General features: G+C 65.7%; 19 protein-coding genes and 1 tRNA gene. 12 read left to right on the forward strand and 8 right to left on the reverse strand.

What is annotated here, in order from left to right; translation table 11 throughout:
* Nucleotides 1-60 precede the first annotated feature (60 nt).
* Both ACSAGD_RS04970 and ACSAGD_RS04975 read right to left on the reverse strand, forming a co-directional pair.
* The gene (locus tag ACSAGD_RS04970; protein ID WP_437584624.1) at nt 61-1,479 is read right to left on the reverse strand and encodes an aminopeptidase P family protein; all 1,419 of its coding nucleotides are present in this window, start codon (nt 1,477-1,479) and stop codon (nt 61-63) included.
* A gap of 34 nt (nt 1,480-1,513) precedes the next feature.
* A complete protein-coding gene (locus ACSAGD_RS04975; RefSeq protein ID WP_437584625.1) occupies nt 1,514-2,545 on the reverse strand; it encodes an endonuclease/exonuclease/phosphatase family protein in 1,032 nt (343 codons plus the stop codon).
* 61 nt (nt 2,546-2,606) lie between these two features.
* Here ACSAGD_RS04975 and ACSAGD_RS04980 point away from each other — a divergent pair, with 61 nt between their 5' ends.
* Complete coding sequence (locus tag ACSAGD_RS04980; protein ID WP_437584626.1) at nt 2,607-3,470, forward strand: PHP domain-containing protein; 864 nt, start codon at nt 2,607-2,609, stop codon at nt 3,468-3,470.
* A 21-nt stretch (nt 3,471-3,491) separates the two neighbouring features.
* Here ACSAGD_RS04980 and ACSAGD_RS04985 read toward each other — a convergent pair whose 3' ends face one another.
* Nucleotides 3,492-4,868: a DEAD/DEAH box helicase gene (locus tag ACSAGD_RS04985; protein ID WP_437585108.1), complete on the reverse strand. Its 1,377-nt coding sequence runs from the start codon at nt 4,866-4,868 to the stop codon at nt 3,492-3,494.
* A 189-nt stretch (nt 4,869-5,057) separates the two neighbouring features.
* Between ACSAGD_RS04985 and ACSAGD_RS04990 the strand changes: the two genes are divergently transcribed.
* Complete coding sequence (locus tag ACSAGD_RS04990; protein ID WP_437584627.1) at nt 5,058-5,741, forward strand: ferritin-like fold-containing protein; 684 nt, start codon at nt 5,058-5,060, stop codon at nt 5,739-5,741.
* Nucleotides 5,742-5,744: 3 nt separating this feature from the next.
* Here ACSAGD_RS04990 and ACSAGD_RS04995 read toward each other — a convergent pair whose 3' ends face one another.
* Together ACSAGD_RS04995 and ACSAGD_RS05000 are read right to left on the reverse strand one after the other, a co-directional pair.
* Nucleotides 5,745-6,032 carry a hypothetical protein gene (locus ACSAGD_RS04995; protein ID WP_437584628.1) on the reverse strand — a complete coding sequence of 96 codons (288 nt, stop codon included), beginning with the start codon at nt 6,030-6,032 and terminating at the stop codon, nt 5,745-5,747.
* A gap of 9 nt (nt 6,033-6,041) precedes the next feature.
* A complete protein-coding gene (locus ACSAGD_RS05000) occupies nt 6,042-6,266 on the reverse strand; it encodes a DUF3107 domain-containing protein (RefSeq protein WP_437584629.1) in 225 nt (74 codons plus the stop codon).
* Nucleotides 6,267-6,396: 130 nt separating this feature from the next.
* Here ACSAGD_RS05000 and ACSAGD_RS05005 point away from each other — a divergent pair, with 130 nt between their 5' ends.
* Nucleotides 6,397-9,543, forward strand: a complete 3,147-nt coding sequence (locus ACSAGD_RS05005) for a PD-(D/E)XK nuclease family protein (RefSeq protein ID WP_437584630.1) — start codon at nt 6,397-6,399, stop codon at nt 9,541-9,543.
* The gene (locus ACSAGD_RS05010) at nt 9,540-12,722 is read left to right on the forward strand and encodes a UvrD-helicase domain-containing protein (RefSeq protein WP_437584631.1); all 3,183 of its coding nucleotides are present in this window, start codon (nt 9,540-9,542) and stop codon (nt 12,720-12,722) included. Before ACSAGD_RS05005 ends, ACSAGD_RS05010 begins: the two co-directional genes overlap by 4 nt.
* On the opposite strand, the gene ACSAGD_RS05015 is transcribed toward ACSAGD_RS05010, so the two are convergent.
* Nucleotides 12,662-13,867 (reverse strand): phosphotransferase, encoded by a 1,206-nt coding sequence (locus ACSAGD_RS05015; RefSeq protein ID WP_437584632.1) that lies wholly within the window; start codon nt 13,865-13,867, stop codon nt 12,662-12,664. The genes ACSAGD_RS05010 and ACSAGD_RS05015 overlap by 61 nt on opposite strands.
* Before the next feature lie 69 nt (nt 13,868-13,936).
* Here ACSAGD_RS05015 and nudC point away from each other — a divergent pair, with 69 nt between their 5' ends.
* On the forward strand, nt 13,937-14,821 hold the full coding sequence (gene nudC, locus ACSAGD_RS05020; protein ID WP_437584633.1) for an NAD(+) diphosphatase: 885 nt from the start codon (nt 13,937-13,939) through the stop codon (nt 14,819-14,821).
* Nucleotides 14,818-16,539: an ATP-dependent helicase gene (locus ACSAGD_RS05025; protein ID WP_437585109.1), complete on the forward strand. Its 1,722-nt coding sequence runs from the start codon at nt 14,818-14,820 to the stop codon at nt 16,537-16,539. Before nudC ends, ACSAGD_RS05025 begins: the two co-directional genes overlap by 4 nt.
* Nucleotides 16,540-17,270: 731 nt before the next feature.
* Here the strand turns inward: ACSAGD_RS05025 and ACSAGD_RS05030 are convergent.
* Nucleotides 17,271-18,647 carry a zinc-dependent metalloprotease gene (locus ACSAGD_RS05030; RefSeq protein ID WP_437585110.1) on the reverse strand — a complete coding sequence of 459 codons (1,377 nt, stop codon included), beginning with the start codon at nt 18,645-18,647 and terminating at the stop codon, nt 17,271-17,273.
* Nucleotides 18,648-18,812: 165 nt separating this feature from the next.
* Here ACSAGD_RS05030 and ACSAGD_RS05035 point away from each other — a divergent pair, with 165 nt between their 5' ends.
* From ACSAGD_RS05035 to ACSAGD_RS05060, 6 genes are all read left to right on the forward strand, one after another.
* Complete coding sequence (locus ACSAGD_RS05035) at nt 18,813-19,964, forward strand: YlbL family protein (RefSeq protein WP_437584634.1); 1,152 nt, start codon at nt 18,813-18,815, stop codon at nt 19,962-19,964.
* Nucleotides 19,965-20,042: 78 nt separating this feature from the next.
* Nucleotides 20,043-22,949, forward strand: coding sequence for a UPF0182 family membrane protein (locus tag ACSAGD_RS05040; RefSeq protein ID WP_437584635.1), 2,907 nt, complete (start codon nt 20,043-20,045; stop codon nt 22,947-22,949).
* Between the two features lie 133 nt (nt 22,950-23,082).
* Nucleotides 23,083-23,159 (forward strand) — tRNA-Met (locus tag ACSAGD_RS05045).
* Between the two features lie 80 nt (nt 23,160-23,239).
* Nucleotides 23,240-23,749, forward strand: a complete 510-nt coding sequence (locus ACSAGD_RS05050) for a mycothiol transferase (RefSeq protein ID WP_437584636.1) — start codon at nt 23,240-23,242, stop codon at nt 23,747-23,749.
* On the forward strand, nt 23,746-24,078 hold the full coding sequence (locus ACSAGD_RS05055; RefSeq protein ID WP_437584637.1) for a CHY zinc finger protein: 333 nt from the start codon (nt 23,746-23,748) through the stop codon (nt 24,076-24,078). Before ACSAGD_RS05050 ends, ACSAGD_RS05055 begins: the two co-directional genes overlap by 4 nt.
* Before the next feature lie 39 nt (nt 24,079-24,117).
* A complete protein-coding gene (locus ACSAGD_RS05060; RefSeq protein ID WP_437584638.1) occupies nt 24,118-24,945 on the forward strand; it encodes a carbon-nitrogen hydrolase family protein in 828 nt (275 codons plus the stop codon).
* Between the two features lie 2 nt (nt 24,946-24,947).
* Here ACSAGD_RS05060 and ACSAGD_RS05065 read toward each other — a convergent pair whose 3' ends face one another.
* Nucleotides 24,948-26,144: an aminotransferase class I/II-fold pyridoxal phosphate-dependent enzyme gene (locus tag ACSAGD_RS05065; protein ID WP_437584639.1), complete on the reverse strand. Its 1,197-nt coding sequence runs from the start codon at nt 26,142-26,144 to the stop codon at nt 24,948-24,950.
* Nucleotides 26,145-26,333: the final 189 nt, after the last annotated feature.

Below are 26,333 nucleotides of genomic sequence, written 5' to 3' on the forward strand. Positions count from 1 at the left end.
AGCCGAGAGGATGCCGCGTCAGGCGGCATCCTCTCGGCTTTCTCCGCCGGTGATCCGGCGCTACTTCGAGGTCTTCTCGGCGATCCAGGCCTCGACCTCATCGGCCGTGCGGGGAATCGCCGCGGACAGGTTCACGGCGCCGTCTGCAGTGACCAGGATGTCGTCTTCGATGCGGACGCCGATGCCGCGGAACTCCTCGGGCACCGTGAGGTCGTCGGGCTGGAAGTACAGGCCGGGCTCGATTGTGAAGACCATGCCCTCCGTGACCTCGCCGTCGTGGTACATGTCACGGCGGGCCTGCGCGCAGTCGTGCACGTCGAGCCCCAGGTGGTGGCTTGTGCCGTGCACCATGTAGCGGCGGTGGAACTGGTTCTCGGGCCGCTGTGCCTCCTCCGCGGAGACGGGCAACAGGCCCCACTCGGCAGTCTTCTCGGCGATGACGCGCATAGCCTCGGCGTGCACCTCGCGGAAGATAATGCCCGGGCGCACGATGGCGAACGCGGCGTCGGCGGCCTCACGAACGGCCTCGTAGATCATTCGCTGCACATCGGTGAACGTGCCGCTCGCGGGGAGTGTGCGCGTGATGTCTGCGGTGTAGAGGCTGTCGAGCTCGACGCCGGCGTCCATCAGCATGAGATCGCCCGGAACCACCGGCCCGTCGTTTCGCGTCCAGTGCAGAATGCAGGCATGAGGGCCGGATGCCGCAATCGTGTCGTAGCCGACCGCGTTGCCGTCGAGGCGGGCTCGCGTGTAGAAGACGCCCTCGACAGCGCGCTCGCCACGAGGCTCGCGGATGATCCGGGGGAAGTCTGCGATCACGTCGTCGAAACCGCGCTGCGTCGCGTCGACCGCGGCCTGCAGCTGTGCGATCTCGTAGTCGTCTTTCACGAGGCGCAGCTCGGAGGTGAAGGTGGCCAGAGCGTCGTCCTCGAGGGTCACATCGTCGTCGGTCGCTGTGAAAGCATCGAGGTGTGCCGTCGCGAGGTCGAGGTCCGATGCGACCTGGGCGAGTGACGGGCGCGCGCCGATCCAGAATTCGCCGATCGTCGGGTTCGCGTAGAACTCAGACGACGTGCGGTCGGCACGTTCGCGGAAGTACAGGGTGACGTCATGCCCGTCAGCGGTGGGCTCGAAGACGAGAACCGAGTCCGGCTCGGAGTCCGAACCCCATCCGGTGAGGTGGGAGAACGCCGAGTGTGCGCGGAAGGGGTAGTCGCAGTCGTTCGAGCGGACCTTGAGCGAGCCCGCCTCGATGACGAGGCGCTTTCCGGTGAACGCCTCTGAGACGGCGTCGCGGCGCTTGCGCGCGTAGCTCGCCACCTCGCGTGCCGGGGGAAGGACGTCATCGCGCTCAGCCCATCCCTGGCCAATGTAGTCGCGGAACGCCGTGCTCGACGGCGTCGTCGAGCGGTTGCTTGTTCCGGGGGTCTCTGTGCGGTCTTGTGTTCCCACAGTGTCGTTTGCGGCTGGTGTCTCCATGCCGCCATTGTCTCACTTGCGGCTGACAGCCGGCCTACCGTTCAGCAGACGCTTCGGAGGGCTGAAGCGTGGCGACGATCGGCCTGTGGTCACTGCCGGCGGCATCCTGGTCTCTCACCACGTGCACCGCGCGAACCCGCCAGTCCGCGGTCGCCATGACGTGGTCGATGGGTGCGCCCACGAGCGCCGGCCACTCTGTGTGCCACGTGCCGACCGCACCGCTTCCACCGGACACCGCGGCGTCAGCGCAGCGACCGAGGTCTCCGCCGTCGACCCCGTGCGAGAACATGTGGTCGATGGTCGCGTTGAAATCGCCCGCCATGATCACGCTGCCCGTCGCGCACTGATCCGCGAGCCATGCCAGATCATCTCGCCAGTTCTGCATCTGAGTCTTCATCGGGGCAACCGCGTGCACGGCAACGATGCGGGGGCCGTCTCCATCGGTCGGTTCGAGGACGGCGGACGGCAGAACGGACGTGTTGTCGCCTCGATTCTCTCCAGACGAGAGCAGGTCGTACTCACCGAGATCGGGGCTGATCAGCACGGTCGTGGAGCGAGCTTTAGAGATCTGGTCGAACGCCACCGTGTGAACCCACATCGGATGCCCCGCCTCACGCATCGCGAGGGCGACGTCGAGCCCCGTCTCGTGCGACGTCTCCGGCAGCATCACGACGTCGGCACCCTCTCTCACCGCGACGTCGGCGATGCGCTGTGCACCGGGTTCGTCGCCAAGGGTGTTCCAGGACAGGACGGTGACGTCGCCCTCCTGCGCCGCATCGGGCGTCGAGCTACCGGCGCCTCGGAGTGCGAGGATGCCGGTGACCGCGAGACAGTAGACGATGAGAACTCCCGCGAGGCCTCCCGCGAGCACCCGCAGCGGGCGCGCGAGCGAAAGGAGCGCGAACACGATCGCGGCGGCGAGCGCGATGACGACCGTCGCACCGCGAAGCGCGACCGTCTGGGCGACGAGCCACGAGTCCTCCAGCCCGACAGCCTGGGGCCACGCCAGAATGACGAGCGCGACGAGGGCTGCGAGAGTGACGAGAGCGCCGAGAAACCTTCCCACCGGCGAAACACTACAGAGGGCCTCCTGAGAGAAAACCCCGTGACGACTCTAAGATCAACGTATGACTGACACTGTGCCCGGGCCAGCTGATCTCCACACCCATTCGGCGGTTTCTGACGGCACGGAGGATCCCCGCGATCTCGTCGCGTCTGCGGCGGAGGCGGGGCTGCGAACCGTCGCACTGACGGACCACGACTCAACTGCAGGCTGGGAGGAGGCGAGCACCGCCGCACGGGAGCACGGGATCGCGCTGATCCCCGGAATGGAGCTCAGCACCCGCTACGGGCATCGAAGCGTCCACCTTCTCGCGTACCTCATCGACCCCGCCGATCGTGCACTCGTCGATGAGACCGCGCGTATCCGTGAGTCGCGACTGACCCGCGCCGAGCACATTGTCGGCAATCTCGGCCGCGATTATCCGCTGACATGGGAGGACGTGCTTGCGCAGACCGGCGATGGAGCGACAGTGGGCCGTCCGCACATCGCCGACGCTCTCGTCGCACGCGGCATCGTCGCCGACCGGGAGGAGGCTTTCGCCGGCATCCTTCACCCGTCGAGAGGGTACGTCTTTCCGCACTACGCCCCCGATCCGCTCACGGCGGTCGCACTGGTGCGGGCCGCAGGCGGCGTTCCCGTGCTCGCGCACCCGGCGACGCGCGGCCGGTCGGGGATCCTGCCGGAGGGTTACATCCGCGAGCTCGTGGACGCCGGTCTCGCCGGAGTCGAGGTCGAACATCGCGAGAACACGTCTGAGGGCAGGCAGTGGCTGCGCGACGTCGCCCGACGTCTGGACCTGATCATGACCGGCTCCAGCGACTACCACGGCACGGGCAAGCCGAATCGGTTGGGTGAGAACGTCACCGATTCGGATGCCGTGGAGCGCATCGTCGCCGAGGGAACCGGTTGGTCACCCGTCGGAATCTGACGCGCTGAGACGCGTTCGGCGTCAGCTCTGCGGCGGCGCCGAACGACGGCGACGACGACGGCGCGGAGAGGTCTTGCCGTCCTTGTGCTCGGCACCTCCGCCATCGTGGGTTCCGGTCTCGGAGCGGGCAGGAGCGGAGGAAGACTCCGTCGGCTGCCCAGCGGAGCCGGCGCGCGTGCGCTTGCGTCGGCGGCGGTTGCGCGGTGCAGAGTCCGCGGGCCGCTCGCTCGGTGCGATCTCCGGGCGCTTCTTCACGATGCGGCCCTTCGTCCCCTCGGGAATGTCGAGGTCCGCATAGAGGTGCGGGCTGGACGAGTAGGTCTCAACCGGCTCCGGCTGATTGAACTCGAGGGTGCGGTTGATGAGAGCCCACTTGTGCAGGTCCTCCCAGTCGACGAAGGTGACAGCGACACCGGTCTTGCCGGCGCGCCCGGTACGGCCGGCACGGTGCAGATAGGTCTCCGGGTCATCCGGGATCGTGTGATTGATCACGTGGGTGACATCGTTCACGTCGATGCCGCGCGCCGCGACGTCCGTCGCGATCATGATCTCCTTCTTGCCGGCCTTGAACGCGGCCATCGCGCGCTCGCGCTGCTCCTGGTTGAGGTCGCCGTGTACGGCCACCGCCGGGAAACCGCGGTCACGGAGCTCTTCGAGCAGCTTCGCCGCAGCGCGCTTGGTGCGCATGAAGATGATCGTCTTGCCGCGGCCGTTCGCCTGAAGGATGCGTGCAATCGTCTCGTCCTTGTCGAGAGCGTGTGCGCGGTAGATGACGTGCTTGATGTTCGCCTGCGTCACTCCCTCGTCGGGAGAACTTGCCCGAATGTGGATCGGGCGGGTCATGAAGCGACGTGCGAGCGCGACGATCGGTGCGGGCATCGTCGCTGAGAACAGCATCGTGTGGCGTGTCGTCGGTGCGAGGGAGAAGAGCTTCTCGATGTCGGCGAGGAAGCCGAGGTCGAGCATCTTGTCGGCCTCGTCGAGCACCATTTCGCGCACTCCGCTGAGCGTCAGGATGCGCTTGTTGATGAGGTCGATGAGGCGTCCGGGGGTGCCGACGACGACCTGTGCGCCCGCGGTGAGCTGTTCGATCTGCCCTTCATAGGACTTGCCGCCGTAGATCATTGCGACCGAGACCTCGCGGCCAGACGCAGCGACCTCGAGGTCCTGCGCCACCTGCGTGGCCAGCTCGCGCGTCGGAACGACGATGAGTGCCTTCACGCCGTGCTCCGGCTTCTCGCCGAGTCGCTGGAGGAGCGGAAGACCGAAGCCCAGCGTCTTGCCGGTTCCCGTCTTCGCCTGCCCGATGATGTCCTGTCCCGTGAGCGCGAGTGGAATCGTCTGCTCCTGGATGGGGAAAGGATCTGAGATGTTCTTCGCTGCGAGGGCGTCGACCATGTCCTGGTCGACCCCGAGTTCTGAGAATGTCACGTAGTGAAACTGCCTTGTCCGTGCCTGAAAAATGTGCTCTACGCCCTTTTCTCACACCAAGGCGTAGCTGCCCGATCCGAATGCCGGGTTCGTGTCGAGCTTAGCTCAGCAGGCATCGCGTAAGCTGGGCGGGTGGTATTTCGGCTTCGTCGGCGTATGCAGACCCCTGAACGTCCTCGCCTGCGTGCGCGCGGAGAGTCGGTCGCTGTGCGGGTGGAATTCACCGACCTGCACCCCGAAACGAGTACATACCTCGGACAGGCGGCCTACCTCCAGCTGAGCGTCTTCGAGATGCTCGCAGCCATCGGGTCGCGCATCGACGATCTCGTGTACTCACCGGACGTCGCGCTCGCCGCAGCGGTCGCGCTTCGCAAGCACGAGGCGATCACCGCCGAGATCCGACGCCGCGAGGAAGATCCCGCAGTAGCTATGGCCGAGCCGCGAGACGCCGTTCGGGTCTTTCGGTCACAGACGGCGGGGGAGACGGTGGAGGAGAGCGCGCTCTCCGTCTACGTGACCGCAGGTCTTCTCGATGATCTCTTCCTGGGGCTGGCCTCGAGCCTTCCCAGCGACATCTCGCGTCGAGTGACGGCGATTCTCGCTGAGGACAACCGCAGGGACGTCCTGCGACAGTATCTTCAGAGTCGCATTCACGAGACACCGAGCGTCGCGTCCGGGCTCGCGCTGTGGGGCCGTCGCCTTGTCGGCGACACTCTCCTCCTTGCGCACTCCGTGGTCCCCGATGAGAACGGCGCCACGGAGGAGCGCATCGAGCCGGTGTTCACCGAGCTCATCGCGGCGCACACGCGCCGCATGGACTCACTCGGTCTGACCGCGTAGGTCTCAGGCGCCGAGCGCCTTCAGCTTTTCAGCATCCGAGTTGTTGCGCGCGCGACCGATGATCAGATCGAGCGCGACTGAGACGAGCACGCTCGCGCCGATCGAGACGACCCAGATCCAGCCGCCGTCCCACGCCCAGCCGAGCCACGTCAGCCCGATCCACACGACCGCGGCGCTGATGGTGCCGATTGCGGGGACGAGCATGCTCCCGTGCTGGGTGCGCCACGGAAGGGCGTAGCGAGCGGCGAGCCCTGCGCACACTCCGAAGAGCATGACGAATAGCAGTTCCATGCTGAAAGCCTATGCGACGAAGCCGACGCGGCGGGACTCTTCGTTGCCGAGCTCCACGTAGGCGACGCCTTCCGTGGGGATGACGAAGACATTGCCCTTGTCATCCGTCAGTTCGAAGAAGGGCGCCTTGTCATTCAGCGCTTCTCCGATGGTCTTCTTGACCTCGTCGATGGTCGCGTCTGACGAGAAGTTGATCTCACGGGGGCTGTTGGTGATGCCGATGCGGATGTCCACGCGTCTCCCTTTCCTCTTGCTCTACAGCAACATTACGGCACCCGCGGCCACGACGAGAGCCAGCGGATGCCGCCGACAGCGAACACGGCCGCGGCAGGCGCTGTCGGTCGTCGGCGATAGCGTTGTGTGCGTGAGTCAGACAAGGTTCGCTCCAGCAGCGACGACGGAGCAGGACGCTACGCCCGTCCCGCTTGACGTGTCTCAGCAGGCCGTCATCGAGCTGCCTCGAGGAGAGCACCGGGCGGTTTCCGGCGCCCCCGGAAGTGGTAAGACCACGACGCTGGTCGAGCTGGTGGCCCATCGTGTCCTCGATGGCGGCGTCTCACCGAATTCTGTGCTCGCGCTCGCCCCGTCGCGGCTCGCTGCGACACGGCTCCGCGATCGCCTCGCGCTGAGACTCGCTGTTCCGACGGACGGACCTCTCGCGCGCACGCTGAACAGCGCGGCCTTTCAGATCTCCCAGCGCGCCGCCGGCGACTCCTCCGAACCTGTGCGGTTGCTCACGGGGGCGGAACAGGACCACATCATCGCGGAGATGCTCGACGGTCACATCACGGACGGCACAGGTCCGCGATGGCCGGAAGCACTCTCAGAAGACGTCAGGCAGCTCCAGGGGTTCCGAACAGAGCTTCGCGAGCTCATGATGCGCTGCATCGAATCAGGGGTGGATGCCGGCCGGCTCCACCGCCTGGCCGCACAGCACTCACGCCCCGAATGGGCGGCGGCGGCGAACTTCATCGACGAGTACGGTGAGGTGGTCGACAGCTACGCCTCGACGTACCGAGACTCCTCCGAACTGATCGCGGAGGCTATTGCCCTCGTGCGCGATGGAATCGATCTGGCTGGGCTCTCGCTCGTTGTCGTCGACGACGTGCAGGAGTTCGGTCCAGGACTGTTCCGCCTGCTCGGTGCCCTCGCATCGCGCGGAGTGGAGGTCGCCGTCTTCGGCGACCCTGACGTCGCCGTCTCCACGTTCCGCGGTTCCGTCGTCGGTGCGCTCTCGAACCTGAGTGAGCACCTTGGTGCCCGTGTCGCACAGCTCGCGCTGCAGACGGTGCACCGTGGGGGGCCGGCGATCCGCGGCCTCGTCAGTGAGATCACGGCTCGGGTCGGTGCCGCCGGCGGCGTCGAGCACCGCCGAGCGCAGGCCCGATCCGAGCATGACGCGCCGCAGCCCGTCGTCTGCATCGAGGCATCCTCACCCGCGGCGGAGTACCGTCAGATCGCGCGGGTGCTGCGTGAGCATCATCTGCTCGGCGGCCTCGCGTGGTCTCGGATGGCTGTCATCGTCCGCTCTGGAGCGCTCGTCCCGGCGGTCTCGAAGGCGCTGGCGCTCGCCGAGGTGCCCACGGCGATTCCCACCGGAGCGACGAACATCCGAGACGCCTACGCCTCGCGCCAGCTCCTCGACGCGGCGGCGCTCGCGGTCGGTTTCGTCGAGCCGACCACGGAGCTCGTCGAGTCGCTGGCCACCGGCCCGATCTGCGGGCTCGACACGGTGTCACTTCGCCGTCTGAAACGAGCGCTTCGACACGAGGACATCGCTGGCGGCGGAACGTCGACTCCCTGTGAATTGATCGTTGAGGCATTCTCCCACCCGAACGGATTCGAATCGATCGACAGCGCATCGGCGCGTCGCGCAGGCCGATTCGCGCGTTCTCTGGACGAAGCCGGCACGTTGGCACAGAGCGGCGGCAGCATCGAGGAGGTGCTCTGGACGCTCTGGTCATCCAGCGGACTCGCGGAGTCATGGGGCCAGGCTGCCCTCGGAACAGGTCTTCCCGCAGACGAGGCGAATAGACATCTGGATGCCGTGATGGCACTGTTCACGGCGGCGAAGCGCTTCGTTGAGCGGTACCCGCAGGACCCACCGAGCAGTTTCCTCGACGACGTGTTCTCGGCTGACGTTCCCGAGGACTCCCTCACGCCGCAGTCGGCCGGGGACGCCGTCTGGGTGGGAACACCCAACTCGATCGTCGGCGCCGACGTCGACGTGGTCGTCGCTGCCCATCTTCAGGATGGAGCGTGGCCGAATCCGCAGATCCGGGGCTCTCTCGTGCACCCGCAGCTGTTGAGCGCGGTGCTCGCGGGTCTTCCGATCGACAGCCTCGACGCGCGCGCAGACGTGCTCGCCGACGAGCTCCGCATGTTCGCGCTCACGGTGTCACGCGCGTCGACACAGGTCGTCGTCAGCGCGACCGTCAATGAGGATGAACTGCCGAGCGTCTTCTTCCGCTTTCCCCGCATCGAGGCAGCGCCGAGGCGCGACCCCGCCGAGGGAGCCCACCCGTTCACGCTGAGGGGTCTCACCGGCCGTCTCCGCCGGTCAGCGGTGCACGGGAAGACGGAGCGCGAGCGTGCGGACGCAGCGACGGCCCTCGCCCGCCTCGCCCTGCACGAGGTCGACGGCGCTGATCCGGACGACTGGTACGGAATGCGCGAGCTCTCCACCACCGAGCCTCTCGTGGATCTCAGCGATCCGGACGCACACGTCCATGTCTCTCCGTCCAAGCTCGAGACTTTTGAGAAGTCGCCGCTGGTCTGGTTCGTGGACAGCATGGCGCAGACGCCCTCCGGCGTGATCGCCGGAATCGGAACGGTCATTCACGGCGCCATGGAGAACGCGGGCGTGCTGCCGATCGATGAGCAGACGGACGAGCGGCTGTCCTCCGCTGCGCTCTGGGCTGATGTCGAGGCCCGCTGGAAAGAGCTGGCCTTCGACGCGCCTTGGATCGGCGCTGCGCAGAAGCGGCGTGCGCAGCAGCTCGTTGCGGCACTGTCCGAGTACCTGCTCGACGCGAAGCGCGCAGGCAACGCGGTGATCTCTGCTGAGGGACGCTTCAGTCTCGACATCGGTCAGGTGCGGCTGACCGGGATCATCGACCGTGTTGAGCGACAGCCGGACGGACGCATCGTGATCATCGATCTCAAGACGGGCAAGACGATTCCCCGTGACGCTGACATCGTCACACACGCGCAGCTGTCGGCATACCAGCTCGCCCTCGAACGGGGTGCGATCGAAGGGGTTGCGGAAGGGGCGCCGAGCGGCGGTGCTGCGCTGCTCTTCGTCTCGAGCGGCGTGCGGGGCAAGTCCTATCGGCTCAAGATGCAGGATGCCGCGAGCGACGACGCTCGCGAGGAGTTCGAGGAGCGTCTCACGGAAGCCGGGCGCGGCATGGCGTCGAATGTGTTCCCGGGCGCCGTCGATCTCGATGAGCACGATCCCGCGTCTGGTTTCACATACCGCATCCATCTCATCGCGGGGGTGTCCGAATGACGATCAGCGCCAGAGAGATCGCACAGAGACTGGGGCAGCCGTCACCGACCGACGAGCAGGTGGCGGTCATCGAAGCGCCGCTTGAACCCGCGCTCGTCGTCGCGGGCGCGGGCAGCGGCAAGACCGAGACGATGGCGAACCGCATCGTGTGGCTGCTTGCGAACCAGCACATCACGGTGTCGCAGATCCTCGGACTCACATTCACCCGCAAGGCGGCGGGCGAGCTCGCCGCCCGGGTGCGCACGCGCATCGGGCAGCTGCGCGGACCGGACACCAGCGCAGACGATGTGCTCGAGGCCCCGACGATCTCGACCTACAATGCCTTCGCCGCAGGGCTCTTCCGTGAGTACGGTCGGCTGATCGGTCGTGAGCCGGACGTGACGGTGATCAGCGCGGCATCCGCGTGGTCGCTCGCGCGCGACGTGATCGTGAACAGCGAAGACGAACGGCTCGCCGAGATCGAGAAGAGCGTCGACCAGATCACGACGGCTGTCGTCACTCTCGCCCAGCAGCTGAGCGACAACGACGCTCTCGAGCGCATCGAAGACATCGATCGGCTGTGCGAGGAATTTCCACAGCTGCTCGAACTCCCGATCAACGATGACGTCTCGAAGAAGCGCACCAATGACAAGGACCTCACGTCGGCCTGCGAGAACATCGCGCTGCTGCCCGTGCTCCTCGAACACGCTCGACGATTCGACGAGGCGAAACGTGCGCGAGGCTTCATCGAGTTCAGCGACCAGGTCGCGCTGGCGCTTCAAATCACGCGTTCGATGCCGCGTGTGGCCGAAGAATACCGCGACCGGTTCCGCGTCGTCATCCTCGACGAGTACCAGGATACGTCTGTCGTGCAGACCGAGCTGCTCTCACGTCTCTTCGCGGGGCACGGAGTCATGGCCGTCGGCGACCCCAACCAGTCGATCTACGGCTGGCGCGGCGCTAGCGCGTCGAACCTGGCACGGTTCCCGTCGGATTTCCACGGCACTCGCAGCTACGCGCTGTCGACGAGTTGGCGGAACTCCCGCCTCATCCTCGACGCGGCAAACCGCCTGGTCGAACCTCTGCCCACACTGCCGGATGCCCCCGTCGAACGGCTCTCGCCCTCGCCGCACGCCGCGGAAGGCACGGTCGAAATCCGCTTCCCGGAGACAATTGTGGAGGAGGCCGACGCGACCTCGGAGTGGCTGGCGCGGCAGCTCGACGACCCGTCGCGCTCAGCCGCGCTCCTGTGCCGTTCGCTGCGCACCGTGCGGCCCTTCACCGAGGCGCTTGAACGCCGCGGCGTCCGTTACCATGTGCTCGGGCTCGCGGGGCTCCTCGAGCAGCCGGTGATCGTCGATCTCATCTGCGCGCTTCGTGTCCTGGACGACCCGACAGCGGGCTCGGAGCTCATTCGTCTTCTTACCGGCGCACGGTGGAGGATCGGTCCGAAGGACATCGCGGGGCTCCGCGAACTCGCTCGCTGGCTCGCCACGCGTGACATGCATCAGCAGCGCGTACCGGAGGAGACTCTGCGTGCGCTCCGCGAATCAGTCGCAGATGACGACTCCGCGTCGCTCGTCGACGCACTCGACTTCCTCGTGACGGCTCCCGACGAGCATCGCGCACTCGCAGCGATCAGTGCCACGGGGCTCGAGCGGATGCGCGACTGCGGCGCGTCGATCGCTCGGCTGCGTCGTCGATCAGGCCTTGCACTCGCCGATCTCGTGAACCTCGTCGTGCACGAGCTGCAGCTCGACATCGAGGTCGCCGCGAACGCCTCCAACGCACTCGGAGCATCGAGCCTCGAGGCATTCTCCGACCAGATCGCGGCGTATCTCGCCGTCGACGAGCGCGGCGCGCTGGGGCCGTTCCTCTCGTGGCTGGCCGAGGCCGAGAAGCGTGAGAACCTGAGCCCTCGCACCGAAGACCCGGAGCCGGGGACCGTGCAGATCCTGACGATCCACGGAGCGAAGGGCCTCGAGTGGGACAGCGTCGCGGTTCCCAGACTCGTGGACGGCGAACTGCCCGCCCGCTCGCGCGACCGCCGCGGCTGGATGGCGTTCGGCACGCTGCCGTACGAATTCCGCGGCGATCGCTTCGACCTGCCCGACCTCGCCTGGCGCGGATGCATGAATCAGCAGGACTTCGTGCGTGCGAACCAGGAGTTCGCCGATCAGATCGAGCAGAGAAGCGCCCACGAGCAGCGTCGCCTCGCCTACGTTGCGGTGACCCGTGCCCGTACTGCTCTTCTCGCCACCGGGTCCTTCTGGGCGACGCAAAAGCGGCCGCGCGTGCCGGGAACCTTCCTCAGGGAGATTCTCGAGGTGGTTCCGACCGCCATCGAGGCACTGCCCGACGAATCCGAGTGGGGCGATAACCCTCTGGATGTGGAAGCCGAACCGGTTGCCTGGCCGCGCGACCCTCTCGGAGCCAGGCGCAGCGTCGTGGAAGAGGCCGCTGAACGCGTGCGGCGCTCAGACCCGTCGAGTTCAACCGAATGGGACGACGAGATCGCGCTTCTCGTCGCGGAACGCGAACGTCGTCTGAATGCCTCGACGACAATCGCGGTGCCTCACCGTGTTCCGGCATCCCGTTTCAAAGACTTCGTCACCGACCCGGATGCCGTCGCAGCGACGCTCCGCCGCCCGATGCCCGAACGGCCGTTCCGCCAGACTCGACTCGGCACGCTGTTCCACTCCTGGGTCGAGCAGCGTTCTGCGCTCAGCGGGGGAGCGGAGACGCTCGACGGAGACCTCCTCGACATCGACCCGGAGGAGAGCGGCACGCTGCGGCCGGTCGAGAAAGACGAACTCGCCGCCCTCGAGCGGCTCAAGGCGACGTTCGAGGCATCCGAGTGGGGCGACCGCAAGCCCATCGCGGTCGAGCGTGAGATCAATTTCGTTCTCGCCGGGCAGATCATCATCTGCAAACTGGATGCCGTGTATGAGACCGACACCGGGTACCAGATCGTCGACTGGAAGACCGGCAAGCCGCCGCGCACTCCCGAGGAGATCGAAGACCGTCAGCTGCAGCTCGCTCTCTACCGCGCGGCGTACGCACAGGCAGAGGGCATCGATCCCTCACGCGTTGACGCAGTGCTCTACTACGTCGCCGATGATCTCGTGGTCCGCCCGGATCATGTCTCGTCGGAAGAGGAGCTGCGCTCACGCTGGGAGTCGTCGCTCTCGCGAACCTGATCGAGACTGATCGGACCCGTCGGCGTCTCATCCGCAGACGGTGCTTCGGGCTCGTCAGCATCCATATCGTCCAGCGCGCGCTGGAACTCCTCCGGGTCGAAGCTGTCGGTGTCCATCGAGATGGCCGACGAGGACGCCGGGGTGGTCGTCGGGGTGTTCTTCAGCATCTCCTGGACGTCGGAGACCGTCATGACCGGTCCAGGCGAGGAGGAGAGCGGCGACATCAGATTGCCGAGAACGCTGTCTACGAGACCGTCGAGCATGCTGACCGCGTCGTCCACGATGGTCTGATCGTGGATGTCCTTGCCATGCAGCAGCCAGCGGGCCAGCTCAAGTTCCGCGTAGAGCATGGAGCGCTGACGGATCATCGCGTCGGGAGTCCGACCGCTCGCAGCGACATACGCGGCGAAGACGCTCTCCGCGGCCTCGCCCGCGGCGGAGAGCCAGTGCAGGTCACGAGCCGGATCGGAGACCCGGAGGGATCCCCAACCGAGCATCCCCGTCACGATCGGGCCAGCGTCGTGGTCTGTGATCAGGAAGGAGTCCGCCGCGACCGCCCCGTTGATGACGGTGGGCTGGAACCGCCAGAGAGCCTCATCGGCCGCGGCATCCAGCCACCGCTTACGAACCGCGGCCGGAAGCATCTTCGTCGCCGCGGCGCGTTCGATGACGTTGCGGGCCTCGTTGCGGCTGTCCGACGCGCTCTGCACCGGCAGACCGGCTTCGGACACGAACGAACCCGGCAGCGCGTGGATCGCGGCGATCGCTCCGCCCATCGAACTCGCGATGCCATCGCCGGATGGAATCTGCTCCGGCTCCACCTGGTAGCCGGGCAGAAAATCGTAGACCACAGCTCGCGTCGCGCCGAGGGGTGACTGGCCGAGTACATGGTGCAGCTCGAACGGCAGGCGACTGCGGATGCCCTCGCTCATGGCCTGCAGAACAAGCAGCTCGCGGGACTGATCGGTCTCCGCCTGCTGCGACGCCGGAACTCGGATCACATACTGCGAGCCGTCCTCCGCTTGGAGCAGCGCGGAGTCGAACTCTCCCGACTCTCGGTGGCCGAGCGTTCCGCTGCCGACGAACACCGTCTCGGGGAGGGCCGAGGTTGCTACCGCGGCTAGAGTGAGAGGAGACCTGGCCATGGCATCTAGGTTAGGTCGAGAATCAGCCGTCGGCCGGTGCGCCACGCCCGTTCACACGTGAGGAGACTCATGCCCGCTCTCGGGACGCTTCCGCTGTCGCGACCGGCGTTCGACGTCGACGGGGCCGCCCGAGTGAACCCTGATTTTCTCGCTGAGACGTTGAACGATCCGCGAACACTCGCCCTGCGTGTTCGTGGGCGTGACGTGGCGATGCGCGATGCGTCCCTCGATCTGCGCGCTCTGTCGGAGGTCGGTGTCACGGGAGATGTCGCCTACCTCGGTCGCACGAACCGGCACGGTGCGGCAGGCGCTCGCGTCGTTGCGGTGCGAGCCGACGATGAGGATGCCGAGTGGGCGACGCTTCGGCACGTCGCGGTGACCCTGGACAAGGACGATGCCGCGTTGGCCGCGCGAGCCGTCGCCGTTCTCGGGTGGCATGCCTCGGCATCCTTCTGCCCCGGCTGCGGAGCCGAGACCCGTGTCGAGCATGCCGGCTGGATGAGGCGCTGCACAGGATGCGACGCTGAACACTTTCCGCGCACCGATCCGGCCGTCATCGTGAGGGTGATCGACGCCCGAGATCGCATCCTGCTCGGAACGAACGCCGCGTGGGAGAACGGACGATACTCCCTGTTCGCCGGGTTCGTCGAGGCTGGTGAATCACTCGAGTCCGCCGTCGTTCGGGAAGTGTTCGAGGAAGCCGGTGTGCGTGTCGATCGACCCGAATACCTCGGATCCCAGCCCTGGCCTTTTCCCCGATCGCTCATGTTGGGCTTCGCAGCTCAGCTCGCCGACGACCAGGATGCCTCCGACACGACTCCGGACGGTGACGAGATCCTCGACGTCCGCTGGTTCACGCGCGAAGAACTGACAGACCCCGACAGCGGCATTCTGCTTCCCGGGCCGTCCTCGATCGCACACGCCATACTCGCTGAGTGGCTCGAGAGACGATGAGCGTCGAGCTGCTGGCCGGACTCGACGACGATCAGCGCGTCGTCGCAGAGACCCTCCGTGGGCCGGTGTGCGTCCTCGCGGGCGCTGGAACGGGCAAGACTCGCGCAATTACGCATCGCATTGCGCACGGTGTGGCGACCGGAACGTACACGCCGAACCGCATCCTCGCGCTCACATTCACGAACCGGGCTGCAGCGGAGCTGAGGGGCCGGTTGCGCGGTCTTGGAGCCGGAAACGTGCCGGCGCGGACGTTCCACTCGGCCGCGCTGAGCCAGCTGAGCTACTTCTGGCCGCAGGTGGTCGGGGGCGATATGCCGCGCCTCATCGATGGCAAGGGGCGTCTGCTCGGACACGTGGCCGAGCGGCTGCGACTTAAGATCGACACGGCGACTCTGCGAGACCTCGCTGCGGAGATCGAGTGGCGGAAGGTCGCTGGAATCAGCATCGACGAGTACGCGAACGCGGGCAGGTCGGCACCGGGGGCGCTCAGCCCCGAGCAGGTCATCGACATGCTGCAGGGCTATGAGGACCTCAAGGACGAACGCCGACAGCTCGACTTCGAGGACGTCCTTCTGGCCTGCGCGGGCATGCTCGAGCAGGAGCCGCGCGTGGCGCTGCAGGTGCGCGAGCAATACCGATTCTTTGTCGTCGACGAATACCAGGATGTGTCGCCACTTCAGCAGCAGCTGCTGGATCTGTGGCTGGGGGACAGGCGCGACGTGTGCGTGGTCGGCGACGCGAGCCAGACGATCTTCTCCTTCGCGGGCGCGAGCTCGTCGTTCCTTCTCGACTTCCACGCGCGGTACGACGGGGCGAATGTCGTGCGCCTCGAACGCAACTACCGCTCCACCGGTCCGATCGTCACGACCGCGAACCGCCTCATGCGCGACCGCCCGGGTTCGCTCACCCTCCGAGCAATGGGGGAGGAGGATGCCGGCGAGGCCGTCGCGCCTGATCTGGTGCGGTACTCCACCGATATGTCCGAGGCACGCGGAATCGCCCAGTCGATCCACGCACGCATCGAGGCAGGTGTGCGTCCGGAGGACATCGCTGTGCTCTACCGAGTCAACGCTCAGTCGGCGGCGATCGAGACGGCGCTCGGAGACCTCGGCATCGGTTTTCACGTGCGCGGCGCAACGCGCTTCTTCGACCTCCCCGAGGTGAAGCAGGCGGTGCTTGCGCTTCGCGGAGCCTCGGTCGCCGTCGGAGACGAGCCGCTTTTCAAAACGGTGAGCGATGTTCTGCGTTCGCTGGGGTGGAGCCAGATTCCTCCCGAGGGGCACGGCGCTGTGCGGTCGAAGTGGGAGTCGCTCAACGCGATCATGGGGCTCGTCGATCAAACTGCCCCCGGCACCACCCTGCGTGAGTTCACAGATGAGCTTCGCGAACGGCAGGCCGGGCAGCATGAGCCGACGCTGCGTGCGGTGACGCTTGCCACACTCCACTCGGCGAAGGGCCTCGAGTGGAACGAGGTCTATCTTCCCGGCCTGTCCGAGGGGCTTCTCCCGATCAGCTACGCCACCTCGTTCGAGCAGATCGACGAGGAGCGGCGTCTGCTCTACGTCGGCATCACACGTGCGCGTCGACGTCTGACTCTCACCTGGTCAGAGGAAGGACAGCGTCACCCGAGGGAGCGCTCACGCTTTCTCCAAGAGATCGGCATCCACAGGCCGGATGCCGCCGGTGCACGCGTACGCTCTTCCGCCCATCGGGAGTGATCGTCACGCTCGTGGCATCCTCGTTCTGAGTGTCAGCCTCGCTCGCATCGCGAACCATGCGCGCCGCAGACAGGGCGACCTCTTTCGCGAACTCTCCACGGTCGAGGAGCGAACGCATTCCGAGAAGCTGCGTCTCGATCGCCGTCCACGTGGGGTCTGAGTCGGCACGTTCACGATCGAGGCAATAGAGACACGGCCCATGGCCGGGAACGATCACCGGTCCGAGGCGAGCCCCGAGATCGGAGAAGATCACGGGAAGATGCCGAGTGTCTCTGCTGAGCCATCGCACGGAGATCTCCGGATCCACGACGTAATGCGCGACGATGACCGCGAGATCCACATCGCCGCTCGGCTCGAGCGCGGGCCCGAGCCGTAAGCGCAGATCGGATGCCGCCTCACCCTCGCCGTCCACTGCGACGCGCAAGGACGACACGGGTTCCGGCGCGCCGAGCAGTGCCGGCCTCATCGCGGCGATGAAGCGCGCTACGTCGGCCTCCGAGAGCCCCTGCTGCTCGCCGAGAACCACGAGCGCATGCTCAGCGACGCCCTGTCGGGCGGCGTACAGCAGATGCTCCTGCGCGGGCGTGAGCTCTGCCACCACTCTGATGTCGTCCACGCCGATCTGCACCGACGTCGGAGTGCGCCACACGATGGGATAACGCGGATCGAGCTGAATGACCATGCCGCTATCGTGCCCGAACGGCGAACCGGTCGCGGCGGTTATCCACAGGCTAGGGGACCGGAGGTGGGTCCTCGTCGGATCCGGTTGACCGGGAACCATCCGTCCCTGAGTCGTCGTCCGATGTCGTTCCACGATCGTCGGTCTCTTCCTGGGCAGTGCGCAGAAGATCCTCGAGTGCGACATCGAATTCGTCGGGTTCGGGGGCCTCGCCGCGTTCGGCGGCTTCGAGACGTCGCACGAGACCCGCTGGGTCGTCGATATCCGCCGCGGTCGGGACGAGGTCGGGGTGACGCCACAGGTCATCGCGTGCGCTCGCGCCGACGGCATCCGTCACCTTCTGCCACATCGCCGCTGCCTCACGCAGGCGACGGGGGCGCAACTCGAGGCCGACGAGCGTGCCGAAAGCCTGCTCCGCCGGTCCGCCCGTCGCACGTCGACGGCGCACGGTCTCCGCGACCGCGTTCGCCTTCGGCAATCGCACCGTGGCGGCAGCCGTGACGACGTCGACCCAGCCCTCGACGAGCGCCAGAGTCGTCTCAAGACGCTCGAGCGCCGCGTTCTGAGCCTCGGTCTTCGGCGGAATGAGCGAGCCGTTCGTCATCGCCTCCCGCAGTTCCTCCGGGTTGGAGGGGTCGAAACCGGAGGCGATCTCCTCGATCGCGTCAGTGTCGATGTGGATGCCGCGCGCGAATGCCGTGATGGACGAGAGGACGTGCAGTCGAAGCCAACGAGCGTGTCGGAACAGGCGCGCGTGAGCGAGCTCGCGCACGGCGAGGTACAGCTGCACCTGATCCACGGGAATATCGAGCCCTTCGCCGAATGCGGTGACGTTCTGCGGCACGAGAGCGGCCTGGTCTTCGAGGAGCGGAATGCCGACGTCGCCGCCCGACACCGCCTCCGTCGACAGCTGCCCGACGACCTGCCCGAGCTGCATCGCGAACATGGTTCCGCCGATGCCGCGGATCATGCGCGTGGCTTGGCCGATCATGTCTCTGAACTGCTCGGGCGCCTGCTCGGTCAGCACGTTCGTGAGCGCCGTGGAGATGCTCATCGCGACCGGCTCCGCGAGTTCGGTCCACACGGGCATCGTCGCCTTCGACCACTCGGCCCGGCTCATCGTCTTCGGGGTGTTGGGGAGCGCATCGAATGCGGTGACGTCTCCGAGCCACAGCTCTGCGACGTGGAACGCCTGCTCGAACTGCGCGCGATCGGCGGGCGTCGTGCTGACGGCATCCTTTCGCCCGATCTGAACGGCCTGCTCAACCGAGGTCTCCCAATTGATCGAGCCGTCGGAATTCTGCTGCATCGCCTTCTGGAACTGCATCATCATGGCCTGGAGCGACGCTGGATCGCTCGGCAGCCCGGCAGCTCCGGCGAGCTGGCTCGGGTCGACGCCGGACTTGCCCGAGAGGATGTCCCGGATCATGTCCTGGAAGTCGTCTTCGGGGTTCTTGTCGTCGTCTGGCACTTCAGCCACCTTTCAGCGAGCGACGGTGATATCGCTCTACGCTAGTGCCTGAAGCTTGAGGTTAGTCGTGGCCGTGGGCGGTATTCGTCCGCCTGTCGCGAACATCCTTAGAAAGGGACAGGCGTGACGGAGCCGAAGGACGAATGGACGCCCGGAGACGACAGCGATGAGCTGTGGGATGCTCCGCCGACGCGGCGGCCGCGGTCCCGCGCGACTGTCGCGGGCTGGATCAGCCTGGCGGTCGCCTTCGTCGTGCTGGGCGTCCTCGCGCTGAGCCCAGCTCCCTACGTCATCCAGCAGCCGGGCCCGGTGTTCAACGTGCTCGGGACGACCGATGGTGAGAAGGCATCCGAGCCGCTGATCTCGATCAAAGGAACCAAGACCTACGACGTCGGCACGACGCTCGACATGCTGACCGTCAGCATCGTCGGAAATCCAGAGCAGTCGCCGAACTGGTTCCAGATCGCCCGCGCCTGGTTCATGCAGAGCGAAGCCGTCGTTCCGATGTCGCTGTATTTCCCTGAGGGCACGACGACGGAGCAGCGTGACGAGCAGAGTCAGCTCATGATGGTGAATTCACAGCAGGATGCCGTCGCGGCGGCGCTCACGGAGCTCGACGTCGACTTCGACTCGCAGCTGACCGTCGGCAATGTGCTCGAGGATTCCCCGGCCGAGGGCATCTTCGAGACCGGAGACGAGATCATCGCTGCGAACGGTGTCGACATCGTCGACGTCGACGAGCTGCGCGACGCGATCACTGAGAACGGCGATTCGTCACCGCTTGAGGTCACAGTCGTCCGCGACGGCGAGACACTGTCGCTCGAGGTCACTCCGACGGAGGTCTCGTACAGCGACGGAACGAGCGGACTGGTCATCGGCGTGCAGACGACCGAGACCTATGACTTCCCGTTCGACGTATCGATCAAGCTCGACGACGTCGGCGGGCCGAGTGCGGGAATGATGTTCGCACTCGGGATCATCGATCGCCTGACTCCCGGCCCACTCGCGGGCGATGCCGCGGTCGCGGGCACGGGCACGATCGACGCCGAGGGCGTCGTCGGTCCGATCGGCGGCATCCGGCAGAAGCTCTACGGGGCGCGCGACGCCGGAGCATCTTATTTCCTCGCACCCGCGGACAACTGCGACGAGGTTGTCGGTCATGTGCCCGACGGACTGCGCGTCTTCAAGGTGGAGACGCTCGAAGACTCACTCGCCGTGCTCCGCACCCTGGACGGAGGCGGAGATCTCGACGGTCTTCCCACGTGTTCGCGATGAGCGTGTCACCGGTCAGGCAATCCATGGCAAACATCCGTAGGATTGACAGTCAAACCCCGACACTGAAGAGGCCTATCAATGTCATCTGCCGCCGCCCGTCCTGCTAACGCCGGTCGCAAGAAGCGCGCACCACTCGCCATCACCCTCATCACCGTGGGTGCCTTGGTGGTTCTGTTCTTCGTATTCTCGAACTTCTACACCGATTTCCTGTGGTTCCAGCAGCTCGGCTTCACGAACGTGCTGACGACGCAGTGGATCGCCACGGTCTCGATGTTCCTGATCGGCTTCATCGGCATGGCTGTTCCCGTCTGGGGCGCGCTTCAGCTCGCCTACCGGCTCCGGCCCGTCTACGCGAAGCTGAACTCCCAGCTCGACCGCTACCAGGAGCTCATCGAGCCTCTGCGCCGTCTGGGAATGTGGGGCATTCCGATTCTGCTCGGGCTCTTCGCCGGCTTCTCCGCGGCCACGCGCTGGGAGACCGTGCTCATGTGGTTCAACAGCGAACCCACCGGCAATACCGACCCTCAGTTCGGGCTCGACGTCTCCTTCTACCTCTTCGATCTGCCGTTCTACCGCCAGGTGCTCGCGTTCGTCTCCGCTGTCGTCCTGCTCTCGCTGATCTGCACGGCCGCGGTCACGTTCCTCTACGGCTCCATCCAGTTCATCGGACGCGAGCTGCGCATCTCGAAGGCAGCGCGCATTCAGATCGCGGTGCTCGCAGGTGTCTACCTTCTCGTGCAGGCCGTCAGCGTCTGGCTCGACCAGTACCTCACGCTCACCGAGACCGGGTCGCTCATCACCGGTGCGAGCTACACCGACGTGAACGCAACGATTCCGACGAGGGCGATTCTCGCCGGAATCGCCGTGTTCGTCGCGATTCTGTTCTTCGTGACGGCCTTCATCGGCCGTTGGCGCATGCCGATCGTCGGAACAGCGCTGCTGCTTGTCTCCGCGCTGCTCATCGGAAGCGTGTATCCGTGGGTCGTCCAGCGCTTCCAGGTGGAGCCCAACGAGCGGGTGCTTGAGCAGGAGTACATGCAGCGCAACATCGACATGACGCGCGATGCTTTCGGCGTGTCTGATGTCAAGGAAGTCGAGTACGACGCCACGACGGATGCCGAGCAGGGCGCGCTCCGCAAGGACGCCGAGACGACGGCATCCATTCGCATCATGGACCCTGACCTGATCAGCGACACAGTCACGCAGCTTGAGCGCTTCAAGACCTACTACAAGTTCTCGCCCGAGCTCGACGTCGACCGGTACACGATTGACGGAAAGGTTCAGGACGCCGTCGTCGCCGTGCGCGAGATGAACCAGGCCGGTGTGAAGGAGGACCTGAGCTGGGTCAACAGCACACTCGTCTACACGCACGGCTACGGTCTCGTCGCGGCATACGGAAACCAGCGGTCGAGCGACGGGGAGCCGGTCTTCATGCAGTCGGGCATCCCATCGACGGGCGTGCTGGGAGACTTCGAACCACGGGTCTACTTCGGTGAGAACTCACCGACGTACTCGATCGTCGGCGGGCCGAAGGGCGGCAACGATGTCGAACTCGACTACCCGTCGGGTGACTCGGGGGAGACCTACACCACCTTCACCGGAGACGGTGGACCGAAGCTCGACAACATCTTCAACAAGCTGGTCTACGCGCTCAAGTTCCAGTCCGAGCAGATCTTCCTGTCGGACAACGTGAGCACGGACTCGCAGATTCTCTACGACAGAAGCCCGCGTGAGCGCGTTCAGAAGGTCGCGCCCTACCTGACACTCGACTCCGACGTTTACCCGAGCGTCGTGGACGGTCGCATCGTCTGGATCGTCGATGGCTACACGACGTCGAACTCGTTCCCGTACTCGAAGACGACGAGCCTCAGCTCGGCCATCTCGAATCAGGAGGGCAACCAGTCCTTCCTCCTGGACGACATCAACTACATGCGTAACTCCGTCAAGGCCACGGTGGACGCGTATGACGGTTCGGTGACGCTCTACGCGTGGGACGAAAGCGACCCGATTCTGCAGACCTGGCAGAACATCTTCCCGTCGACCCTCAAGCCCATCTCGGAGATGAGCGGCGATCTGCTGTCGCATGTTCGCTACCCCGAGGACCTCTTCAAGGTTCAGCGCGACGTGCTTCAGCGCTACCACGTGACCGACCCCGGCAAGTGGTACTCCGACTCCGATCTCTGGAAGACTCCGGCCGATCCACAGGCGAAGGAAGGCAGCGGGTCCCTGCAACCGCCGTACTACCTGTCGATGCAGATGCCGGGTGAGGACCACCCGTCGTACTCGCTGTACACGACGTTCATCCCGGGTGGTGGCGGTGCATCCAGCGTGCTCGCTGGCTACCTCTCGGCGAACTCGAACGCCGGTTCCAAGGACGGCAAGATCTCCAACGGCTACGGAACGCTCACGCTGTTGAGACTGCCGAAGGACACGACTGTCCCAGGCCCCGGTCAGGTTCAGAACTCGTTCAACTCCGACACTGAAGTCTCGAACCTGATCAACATCCTGAAACGCGGTCAGACGGATGTGCTGAACGGTAACCTGCTGACACTGCCCGTGGGCGGCGGTCTGCTGTACGTGCAGCCGGTCTACGTCAAGTCGACCGGTGAGACCAGCTATCCGCTGCTCCAGAAGGTGCTCGTCGCGTTCGGTGACAAGATCGCCTTCGAGGACACACTGGATGAAGCGCTCGACCAACTCTTCGGCGGCGACTCCGGTGCCCAGGCGGGTGACCAGGATGCCGCTGATGGCGAGACGACGCCTCCAGCAGACTCCGGTGATGAGTCCGACAAGGACTCCGGCGACAAGTCGGACGGCGAATCCACCGTGCCGAATTCGGAGCTTCAGGAAGCCCTCGAGGCCGCGAAGCAGGCTATGGCGGACAAGAAGTCGGCCATGGAAGCCGGTGACTGGGCCGCATATGGCGAGGCCGACAAGCGCCTCAACGAAGCGATTCAGAAGGCCCTTGAGCTCATGAACGGCTGACACCGATCGATCCGGAAGCCGCCTCCCGCACCGATGTGCGGGAGGCGGCTGTCGTCGAACACGCCCGGGATCTCACGTGCGGCCGCGTCAATTTGGGTGAGCATCAGACCTCTGGTAAAGTCATATCCCGTGCCGCGGGGTGGAGCAGTTCGGTAGCTCGCTGGGCTCATAACCCAGAGGTCGTAGGTTCAAATCCTGCCCCCGCAACCAATCAGATCACCCGGTCTCCTCGTGAGACTGGGTGATTTTTTCTTTTCGGTCGCGTCCCTTCTCGGTGTACCGTGGCGATCATGAGAGCACTCGACATACTGATCGATGCGGCTGATCGTCCTCGACAGCACGCAGTGCGGTTCGCTCGCGATCTCGACCCGAGCACGCTCAATGCACATGTCGGGGACCACGACAACTCGATTGCCTGGCTCCTCTGGCACACCGGGCGAGAGATCGACGCGCAGGTGGCGCAGCTGGCCGGCTCCGAGGAGCGATGGGCGACCGGCGACTTCGCGATGCGAACGGGGCTGGGGGAGCGCGGCGGCTCTGTCGGCTACGGGCACTCTCCGGAGGAGGCGCGCGCGATCGTGGTCGACGATGCAGGCATCCTCCTCGAGTATCTGGATGCGGCCACCGAGTCTCTCATCACCTACGTTGAGAGCCTTGAGGATTCGGACCTCGACGACATCATCGACGAGAACTGGGACCCACCCGTGACTCGGGGCGTGCGCCTGATGAGCATCATCGACGATGCGGCGCAGCACATCGGGCAGGCGGCATACGTTGCGGGAGCGCAGAGCCGCTCATGAGACACGCCGCGAGCGGCATCGACGTGCGAGGCGACGTCGTCGATCAGAGCACACGCTGTGCGCATTACGCGACAGAGCGTGACATCGTCGCGATTCGCTTCGCCTGCTGCGGCGAGGTCTACCCGTGTCATGCCTGTCATGACTCCCACGCAGGACATGAACGCTCCGTGTGGGCCCGGGCGGAGCGGGACGTCGCGGCGCTCCTCTGCGGAGCGTGTGGAACGACCCTCACCATAGCGGAGTACCTCGTCGCTGATGCATGCCCGTGCTGCGCGTCCGCGTTCAACCCGAGGTGCGCGCTGCACGCCCACCTCTACTTCGAGACGTGAGCACTACCGCGGAATCGCGGGGCACCATAGGCTGGCCGTATGACACTGCATGAGCCTCTGGGAGTCGCCGTCGCACAGTTCGCTCCGACACCGGATGTCGACGCCAACCTCGCGACCATTCGGTCGTTCGCGGTGCGCGCCGCCGAGCGGGGCGCGTCGGTCGTCGTCTTTCCCGAGTACTCCAGCTACTTCGTGAATCCCATGGACGACTCGTTCGCGCGTCACGCCCAGAGCCTCGATGGCCCTTTCGTTCGGTCTCTCGAGGCGCTCGCAGCCGAGCTCGACGTGCACATCGTCGCAGGACTCGTCGAGAAGGCGGACGATCCGCGGAAGTTCTCGAACACCGCTGTCGCGGTCGCTCCCGAGGAGCAGACCGTGGCGGTGTACCGCAAGCAGCATCTCTACGACGCGTTCGGACAGAAGGAAAGCGACTGGGTGGTCGCCGGTGCGCTGGACGAGCCGCAGACGTTCGAGGTCGGTGGTCTTCGGTTCGGGCTGCAGACCTGCTATGACCTGAGGTTCCCAGAGGTGACCCGTCGCATCGTCGACGCAGGGGCGGACGTGGTTCTCGTTCCTGCTGAGTGGGTCCGTGGGCCTCTCAAGGAGCATCATTGGCGGACGCTTCTGACCGCTCGAGCGATTGAGAATACCGTGTACGTCGCAGGCGCAGACCATCCGCCGTCCATCGGGGCGGGGAACAGCATGGTCGTGGATCCGTCAGGGGTCGCTCTCGCGACTCTCGGCATGCAGTCTGATGTCGCCGTCGCTTTCGTCTCGCGAGCAGTCCTGACGGAGACTCGCGCGATCAACCCGTCCCTGTTCCTGCGGCGTTTCGGCGTGGTCGTGGATGAGAAGGACGGTGCCTAGCCTCAGCGCGTGAGCTTTGCGAGCTGGCTGGATGCCTGTTCGAGCACCTCGACCCTCTTGCAGAAGGCGAAGCGCACGAGCGAACGGAAGCGGTGCGATTCCGCTCGGCTTGTGAACGCGGAGATGGGCACGGCGATCACACCGGCGAGGTCCGGAAGCCGTCTGCAGAACTCAGTCGCATCGTCGAAGCCGAGGGGGGAGGCATCCGCCACGGTGAAATAGGTGCCCTTCGACTGCGAGATCTCGAAGCCCGCCGCGCTGAGACCGGTGCCGAGGATCTGCCTCTTGTGGTCCAGATCGGCTGCGAGATAGGTGAAGAACGAATCATCGCTCTGCAGACCCTCCGCGATGGCAGGTTGGAACGGCGCTCCATTCGCATACGTGAGGAACTGCTTGACCGCGATGATCGCGTCCACGTATTCCGGAGGTGCGGTCAGCCAGCCGATCTTCCACCCTGTGGTGTTGAACGTCTTTCCGGCCGAGGAGATCGTGACGGTGCGTTCGAATCCTCCCTCGAGCGAGGAGATGGGAATATGAGGCACCCCGAACGTCAGGTGCTCGTACACCTCGTCTGTGACGATGATTGCATCGTGCTTCTCCGCGAGCCGCAGAATGTGATCGAGCGTCTCCCGGCCGAAGACCGCTCCGGTCGGGTTATGCGGATTGTTGACGAGGATCACGCGTGTCTTGTCGGAGATCACCTCGTCGAGCCTGTCGTGGTCCGGCTCGAAATCGGGCCAGAGTAGCGGGACGGTTCGGTGCACGCCTCCAGCGAGAGCGATGAGCGCGCCGTAGGCGTCGTAGTAGGGCTCGAACGTGACGACCTCGTCGCCGGGCTCGAGCAGTGCGAGGAGCGTGGCCGCAAGAGCCTCCGTCGCACCTGCTGTGGCCAGCACATTCGTATCCGGATCGATGTCGACTCCGTAGAACCGCCTCTGGTGTGCGCTGATCGCCTGCCGAAGCGCGGGGGCGCCACGGCCCGGGGGATACTGGTTGGCTCCAGCCGCGATCGCCTCGCGCGCGGCGGCGAGCACGTGCGCGGGGCCGTCCTCATCGGGGAAGCCCTGCCCGAGGTTGATCGCTCCGGTCTGCGCAGCGAGAGCGCTCATCTCTGCGAAGATCGTCTCTGCCAGAACTCCGTCGTCCGAGAGCAGACCGGCCCCGGCCGCCGCCCGACGCCATGCACCATGTCGAATCATCTACCCAGGCTAGCCGTCGCTGCACGAATGCGCTGGCATGGCGCATTCACTCTTCCGGCAGGGGCTTCCCGGTCAATGGTCAGTCGGCTCCACTAGCCTTTCGATAGCTCTTTCTCAGAGTGGTCGCAGTTTCGGCATAGCGTCGGCATAGGGGGATCACGAGGGATCGATAGCTTCGCGCCGCACACT

It is taken from the genome of Paramicrobacterium salitolerans, from assembly GCF_051513965.1.
In the GTDB taxonomy this organism is placed as follows: domain Bacteria; phylum Actinomycetota; class Actinomycetes; order Actinomycetales; family Microbacteriaceae; genus Paramicrobacterium.

Bases quoted from the DNA above. Each gene is read 5' to 3' on its own strand.
- ACSAGD_RS05025 (WP_437585109.1), top strand. From the start codon at position 14,818: ATGAGCGTCGAGCTGCTGGCCGGACTCGACGACGATCAGCGCGTCGTC.
- ACSAGD_RS05030 (WP_437585110.1), bottom strand. From the start codon at position 18,647: ATGATCCGGGACATCCTCTCGGGCAAGTCCGGCGTCGACCCGAGCCAG.
- ACSAGD_RS04980 (WP_437584626.1), top strand. From the start codon at position 2,607: ATGACTGACACTGTGCCCGGGCCAGCTGATCTCCACACCCATTCGGCG.
- ACSAGD_RS05015 (WP_437584632.1), bottom strand. From the start codon at position 13,867: ATGGCCAGGTCTCCTCTCACTCTAGCCGCGGTAGCAACCTCGGCCCTC.
- ACSAGD_RS05040 (WP_437584635.1), top strand. From the start codon at position 20,043: ATGTCATCTGCCGCCGCCCGTCCTGCTAACGCCGGTCGCAAGAAGCGC.
- ACSAGD_RS04990 (WP_437584627.1), top strand. From the start codon at position 5,058: ATGCAGACCCCTGAACGTCCTCGCCTGCGTGCGCGCGGAGAGTCGGTC.
- ACSAGD_RS05065 (WP_437584639.1), bottom strand. From the start codon at position 26,144: ATGATTCGACATGGTGCATGGCGTCGGGCGGCGGCCGGGGCCGGTCTG.
- ACSAGD_RS04995 (WP_437584628.1), bottom strand. From the start codon at position 6,032: ATGGAACTGCTATTCGTCATGCTCTTCGGAGTGTGCGCAGGGCTCGCC.
- ACSAGD_RS04970 (WP_437584624.1), bottom strand. From the start codon at position 1,479: ATGGAGACACCAGCCGCAAACGACACTGTGGGAACACAAGACCGCACA.
- ACSAGD_RS04985 (WP_437585108.1), bottom strand. From the start codon at position 4,868: ATGGTCGACGCCCTCGCAGCGAAGAACATCTCAGATCCTTTCCCCATC.
- ACSAGD_RS05060 (WP_437584638.1), top strand. From the start codon at position 24,118: ATGACACTGCATGAGCCTCTGGGAGTCGCCGTCGCACAGTTCGCTCCG.
- ACSAGD_RS05050 (WP_437584636.1), top strand. From the start codon at position 23,240: ATGAGAGCACTCGACATACTGATCGATGCGGCTGATCGTCCTCGACAG.
- ACSAGD_RS05010 (WP_437584631.1), top strand. From the start codon at position 9,540: ATGACGATCAGCGCCAGAGAGATCGCACAGAGACTGGGGCAGCCGTCA.
- ACSAGD_RS05055 (WP_437584637.1), top strand. From the start codon at position 23,746: ATGAGACACGCCGCGAGCGGCATCGACGTGCGAGGCGACGTCGTCGAT.
- nudC (WP_437584633.1), top strand. From the start codon at position 13,937: ATGCCCGCTCTCGGGACGCTTCCGCTGTCGCGACCGGCGTTCGACGTC.